The following is a 5,948-nucleotide window of genomic DNA, read 5'->3' as shown; positions in this document are numbered from 1 at the left end:
CGGCAGGCTCGGCCCACGCGGCGGCGGCAGCCGCCGGGTGCGCCTGGGCGGCCTGGGCGCCCGTGCGGAATCCGGCCCGGTCGGCCGGGTCCGGATGGCCGGGGCCCGCGGCCGGGGCGGGCTCCTTGCGACTATGTCGTCCCACGGTTCTCAGCCCTTGTTGTCTTCGTCGGTGTGCGCATTCACGTTCAGGTCCACGTTCGGGTCCACGTTCAGGTCCACGTTCAAGTTCAGGTCCACGTCCGCGCCGCTGGTGTCGCCCAGCAGCCCCCGGAAGGCGGCCTCGACCACCTCGGGGTACTCCATCATCGCCACGTGCCCGGCCTCGGGCAGGCACAGCAGGCGCGAACCCCGGTAGGCGGCCGCGGCCTTGCGGGCCGTACGGTACGAGACCAACTGGTCCCGGCCACCGTAGACCAGGAGCGTCGGAGCGAGAACCCGCTGCGCCTGGCGCCACAGTCCGTGCTGGCCGCCGAGGGTGTACGCGTCGACGATGCCGCGCGAGGAACGGGTCATCGCGTCCCAGAAGTGCGGCAGCCCGAGCCGCCGTTCCATTTCCTCGACGGCCGCCGCGAACGCTTCGGGCGTCACCCGTGAGGGGTCTCCGTAGCAGAGCTCCGTCACCCCCCGGGTGCGCTGCTCGGCGCTGAGCCCCCGGGTCAGGCGGTCGAGGAGCCCGGCCATGCCGGGGAGCGCGAGCAGCGCGGTCGGCACGGCCGCCCTCTGCACCCGCAGTTCGGGCAGGGCCGGGGAGATCAGCGTCAGCGTGCGCACCAGGTCGGGGCGGGCGGCCGCGACCCGGGTGGAGACGGCTCCGCCGAGCGAGTTGCCGAACAGGTGCACCGGCCCGCGCCCGGTGGCGTCGAGGTGGCGGATGACGGCGCGGGCGAGCCCGGTGAGGGAGTAGTCCCGGTCGGCGGGCGGCGGGGACCAGCCGAAGCCGGGCAGGTCCACGGCCTCGCCGTCGACGGCGTCGGCGAGCCGCGCCATGAGGGCGGACCAGTTCTGGGAGGACCCGCCGAGCCCGTGTACGAAGAGCGCGGGCGGCAGCCCGCCGCGGACCGGCGGGCGCACCCGTACCGCCATTTCCAGTCCGGGCAGCCGGTCGGTGCGCAGCTGCTCCCCCTCGGCCAACCGCACGGCCCCCACCTGGGGAGACGACTCGGCGGTGGACCGCACACCCGGCAGCTCGGTCGAAGACATGGGGCAATGTTACGAGACGATCACGCCCGGCCCGTTGTGTTCGCGGTCACAGCGAGCTTGGGAGGCCGCCTAGCGGGGTATCCGCGATCCTCCTAGGCTCATAGGAGGAAAGGGGAGTCCCATGACTGTCGACCCTGCGGAACCGGAAACCTTCCAGGAGGAGCTGCGGGAATCCCCGGGGGCGGAGGCCCCCGAGGCGGATGCCGCGGAGCAGAACGCGGACCTGGTTCCGAGCGAGGACGACGCGCTCACCGACCTGGGCCTGCGCGAGGCCGCCGCCGGGGACGCCGTGGAGCAGACCCGGGTGGTGCCCCTCGACGAGGACGACTACCGCTGAACGAGCGCCCGACCGCCGCCCGACCGCCGTCGGTCGCCACCGGTCCGCCACCGGAGCATCGATCCGCCGCCGCCGGCCTGCCGCCGGCCCGGCGCTGACCAGCGTCTCCGGCGGGTGACCGGCGGTCCGTACCGCGAGAAAACTCGGCTCGAACCCTCCAGATTCGGTTACCGAAAAGTACGATGGCGGCGCGGCGCAAGGCGCACTGTGTTCTAGAGAAAGTGGAGGCGGCGTGACAGCCATCGAGCAGACCGAGGCAGCGCGTCCGCGGGGCACGCGACTTCCGCGCCGGGCCCGGCGCAACCAGCTCCTGGGCGCTGCCCAGGAGGTCTTCGTCGCGCAGGGTTACCACGCTGCGGCCATGGACGACATCGCGGAGCGCGCCGGAGTCAGCAAGCCGGTGCTCTACCAGCACTTCCCCGGCAAACTCGACCTCTACCTGGCGCTCCTGGACCAGCACTGCGAGTCCCTGCTGCTCGCCGTGCGCACCGCGCTCGCGTCGACGACCGACAACAAGATGCGCGTCGCCGCGACCATGGACGCGTACTTCGCCTACGTCGAGGACGAGGGCGGCGCCTTCCGGCTGGTCTTCGAGTCGGACCTGACGAACGAGCCGGCGGTGCGCGAGCGCGTCGACCGCGTCTCGCTCCAGTGCGCCGAGGCCATCTCCGACGTCATCGCCGAGGACACCGGCCTGTCGAAGGACGAGTCGATGCTGCTGGCCGTGGGTCTGGGCGGGGTCTCCCAGGTCGTGGCCCGGTACTGGCTGTCGAGCGAGAGCCCGGTCCCGCGCGATACGGCGGTGGGTCTGCTGACCTCGCTGGCGTGGCGTGGAATCGCCGGTTTCCCGCTGCACCCGACGGACGTCTGAGCCGCGCCGGCCGGCCGGTGACCGGCCGGTGACGGGCTCCTGACCGCCTGCCGGCCGCCTGCTGACCGGCAGCCGGCCCGTTGCTGTTCGCTGCGAGCGTTTCCGCCGTGCGGCGGACACGTCCCCTCTCCGGGCTAATGTGGACCGGGTAACGGCGCGGCACATCGCGCGAACCGGACCGTCGGAGGGACAAGGCCGTGGAGGTCAAGATCGGCGTGCAGCACGCACCCCGGGAGATCGTGCTCGAGAGCGACCTGAATGCCGAGGAGCTGGAGAGCATCGTCACCGCCGCCCTCACCGGGTCGGCCGCGCTGCTGAGCCTCACGGACATCAAGGGCCGCAAGGTCCTGGTGCCGTCCGACCGCCTGTCGTACGTCGACCTGGGCGAGCCCAGCGCGCGCAAGGTCGGTTTCGGCGCGCTCTGAGCAGCGCACGAAGAACCGTCGAGAGCGGCCCGGTGGATGACTCCACCGGGCCGTTTCCGTCTCCTCCGCTTCGGGTAGGAGCGCAGTGAGGCACCGTCCCGTTACGCCCCGACGCTTTGGGAGGAACCCACATGCTGCTGATCGAGGCGCTTGGCTCCGCTCTACTGGGCCTCACCCTGTCCGGAGCGGCCGTCCGAGTACTCGCGCAGCGGCTGCCAGCTGCCAGGACGGTGCTGGTGAGCGGGATCTCGGGAGCCCTCTTCGGCGCGTACTTGACGCACACCGCGCTGGGCCCCGGGCACAACACCCTGCTCGCGACCTTCATCGGCGGCGTGCTGGTGTCGGCGGTGGTCCTGTCCCTGCTCCTGCGCCCGGCCGGGCGCAGCGGGAGGCCGTCCCCCCGGGCTCCGTTTTCGGTCCCGACGAGGGGCTGAATGACCGGCTGAACGACCTCCGTCCCCCCGAGGACCGATGAGCACGACGACGTACGCCGGCCCCGGCGCGGAATTCCGCGCCGGGGCCGGCGTACGTCGTCGTGCGGGGAAGCGGGTCAGGCCGCGAGGCCCAGGGCCGCCATCCGCTTGGTGTGCGCCTTGGTGATGCGGGTGAACATCTCGCCGACGGCCGCGAGGTCGAAGCCCGCCGCCATTCCGTCGACGCCGCCGACCAGCATGGTGGAGAGCGCGTCGCGCTCGGCGACCACGCGCTGCGCCTGCGAGAGGGCCTCGCCCATCAGCCGGCGGGCCCACAGGGCGAGCCGGCCGCCGCAGCGCGGGTCGGCCTCGATCGCGGCACGCACCTTCTCCACGGCGAAGCCGCCGTGGCCCGTGTCGTCCAGCACGCTCACGACGAGCCCGCGGGTGTCGGTGTCGAGGTGCGTGGCGACCTCGCGGTAGAAGTCGCTGGCGATGGAGTCGCCGACGTACGCCTTGACCAGGCCCTCCAGCCAGTCCGACGGCGCGGTCTGGCGGTGGAAGTCGTCGACGCCCTTCGCGAAGGGCTCCATGGCGGCGGTGGGGTCCGCGTCGATCGCGGCGAGGCGGTCGCGCAGCCTCTCGAAGTGGTGGAATTCGGCGGAGGCCATCTTCGCGAGCTCGGCCTTGTCGCCGAGGGTGGGCGCGAGCTTGGCGTCCTCGGCGAGGCGTTCGAAGGCCGCGAGTTCGCCGTACGCGAGCGCCCCGAGCAGGTCCACCACGGCAGCCTTGTACTGCGGTGACGCGGAGGCCGTGGCCCAGTCCTGGGCGGCGATTCCGGCTCCCTCGGCGGGGGCGCCGCCGTCGGCGGGCGATGCGTTTTCAACGGTCGACATGCTCCGCACAATAGCTCGCCGAAAGGCATCACGAACCACCTGCTCACTCCGCGTAAACGCGCCTACCTGGTGAATTCACCCCACACAGCTGCGAGATTCCGGGGTACAGTGGTAATGCGCCTGCCGAACACTCGGCGGGCCATCCGAATGAGGATGCCCGGTCGGTGGCCCGATCGGCTCCACCCGACCGCCCTCGGCGTGATGCGTACGTTCATGCGTACCGCCTCCCACGAGGGGCCCCCTCAGCGGCATAAAGCGCCTGAGCGAAGGCTCGTGGTCCCGCGCAGCTTTGCACGGCCCGCCCGAAATCTGGGTGGGCGTAGTACTGCAAGCCCGGCACGGTACGACCCCCTTTCGCCGCCTCGCGCCGCGTCTCACAGAAGAGGCAGCACCCTGACTACGTTCCGAGACCTCGGGATCCTTCCCGAGACGGCCGAAGCCCTTGAGGCCGTCGGCATCGTGTCCCCCTTCCCGATCCAGGAGATGACCCTCCCCGTCGCCCTTTCCGGCACGGACGTCATCGGCCAGGCCAAGACCGGTACCGGCAAGACGCTCGGTTTCGGCCTTCCCCTGCTGGAGCGGGTCACCGTCCCCGCGGACGTCGAGGCAGGCCGGGCCACGCCCGAGCAGCTGACCGACGCCCCGCAGGCCCTCGTGGTGGTTCCGACCCGCGAGCTGTGCACCCAGGTCACCAACGACCTCCTGACCGCTGGCAAGGTCCGCAACGTCCGCGTCCTCGCCATATACGGCGGCCGCGCGTACGAGCCCCAGGTCGAGGCGCTCAAGAAGGGCGTCGACATCATCGTCGGCACCCCGGGCCGCCTGCTCGACCTGGCCGGGCAGAAGAAGCTCGACCTGTCGCACATCCGCTCGCTCGTCCTCGACGAGGCCGACGAGATGCTCGACCTGGGCTTCCTGCCCGACGTCGAGCGGATCATGAACTACCTGCCGCCGAAGCGCCAGACCATGCTGTTCTCGGCGACCATGCCGGGCGCGGTCATCGGCCTGGCCCGCCGCTACATGACGCAGCCGACGCACATCCGCGCCGTCTCCGAGGACGGTGAGGGCGCGACCGTCGCCAACACCACGCAGCACGTCTTCCGTGCGCACAACATGGACAAGCCGGAGCTGGTCTCCCGCATCCTGCAGGCCGAGGGCCGCGGGCTCGCGATGATCTTCTGCCGCACCAAGCGCACCGCCGCCGACATCGCGGAGCAGCTGGAGAAGCGCGGTTTCGCCTCCGGCGCGGTCCACGGTGACCTCGGCCAGGGCGCCCGCGAGCAGGCGCTGCGCGCCTTCCGCAACGGCAAGGTCGACGTGCTGGTGTGCACCGACGTCGCCGCGCGCGGCATCGACGTCGAGGGCGTCACGCACGTCATCAACTACCAGACGCCCGAGGACGAGAAGACCTTCCTGCACCGCGTGGGCCGCACCGGCCGCGCGGGCAAGAAGGGCATCGCCGTCACCCTGGTCGACTGGGACGACATCCCGCGCTGGCAGCTCATCAACAAGGCCCTGCAGCTGGAGTTCCACGACCCGGTGGAGACGTACTCCACGTCCCCGCACCTGTACGAGCTGATGAACATCCCGGCCGGCACCAAGGGCATCCTGCCGCGCGCCGAGCGCACGCGGGCGGGCCTGGACGCCGAGAACGTGGAAGACCTGGGCGAGACCGGCGGCCGCGGTGGCCGTGGCGGCCGCGACGGTGGCCGCGACAGCCGTGACGGTGGCCGCGATGGTGGCCGCGATGGTGGCCGCGGCAGCCGTGACGGCGGCCGTGACCGTGACGGTGGCCGTGACGGT

7 protein-coding genes are annotated in these 5,948 nt (G+C 71.8%); 5 read left to right on the top strand and 2 right to left on the bottom strand.

The genetic code is table 11. From position 1 onward, the window contains the following. Positions 1–150: 150 nt before the first annotated feature. Positions 151–1,203, bottom strand: a complete 1,053-nt coding sequence (locus tag J7E97_RS12685) for an alpha/beta fold hydrolase (protein WP_215025983.1) — start codon at positions 1,201–1,203, stop codon at positions 151–153. 121 nt (positions 1,204–1,324) lie between these two features. Here J7E97_RS12685 and J7E97_RS12680 point away from each other — a divergent pair, with 121 nt between their 5' ends. From J7E97_RS12680 to J7E97_RS12665, 4 genes are all read left to right on the top strand, one after another. Then, on the top strand, positions 1,325–1,540 hold the full coding sequence (locus J7E97_RS12680) for a hypothetical protein (RefSeq protein ID WP_215025980.1): 216 nt from the start codon (positions 1,325–1,327) through the stop codon (positions 1,538–1,540). Positions 1,541–1,772: 232 nt separating this feature from the next. Then, positions 1,773–2,411 (top strand): TetR/AcrR family transcriptional regulator, encoded by a 639-nt coding sequence (locus J7E97_RS12675; protein ID WP_215025977.1) that lies wholly within the window; start codon positions 1,773–1,775, stop codon positions 2,409–2,411. Positions 2,412–2,608: 197 nt separating this feature from the next. After that, positions 2,609–2,836 (top strand): DUF3107 domain-containing protein, encoded by a 228-nt coding sequence (locus tag J7E97_RS12670; RefSeq protein WP_215025974.1) that lies wholly within the window; start codon positions 2,609–2,611, stop codon positions 2,834–2,836. A 131-nt stretch (positions 2,837–2,967) separates the two neighbouring features. Further along, positions 2,968–3,270, top strand: a complete 303-nt coding sequence (locus J7E97_RS12665) for a hypothetical protein (protein WP_374224143.1) — start codon at positions 2,968–2,970, stop codon at positions 3,268–3,270. Between the two features lie 116 nt (positions 3,271–3,386). Here the strand turns inward: J7E97_RS12665 and J7E97_RS12660 are convergent, their stop codons facing one another. Continuing rightward, positions 3,387–4,145: a ferritin-like fold-containing protein gene (locus tag J7E97_RS12660; RefSeq protein ID WP_215025971.1), complete on the bottom strand. Its 759-nt coding sequence runs from the start codon at positions 4,143–4,145 to the stop codon at positions 3,387–3,389. A 483-nt stretch (positions 4,146–4,628) separates the two neighbouring features. On the opposite strand from J7E97_RS12660, the gene J7E97_RS12655 reads away from it, so the two are divergent. After that, on the top strand, positions 4,629–5,948 hold a 1,320-nt coding region (locus J7E97_RS12655; RefSeq protein ID WP_374224144.1), incomplete at its 3' end, for a DEAD/DEAH box helicase.

The organism is Streptomyces sp. ISL-66 (assembly GCF_018614135.1).
GTDB lineage: Bacteria > Actinomycetota > Actinomycetes > Streptomycetales > Streptomycetaceae > Streptomyces.
Note: the sequence above shows the minus strand (reverse complement) of the source record. Positions and strands in the feature narration are given on the sequence as shown.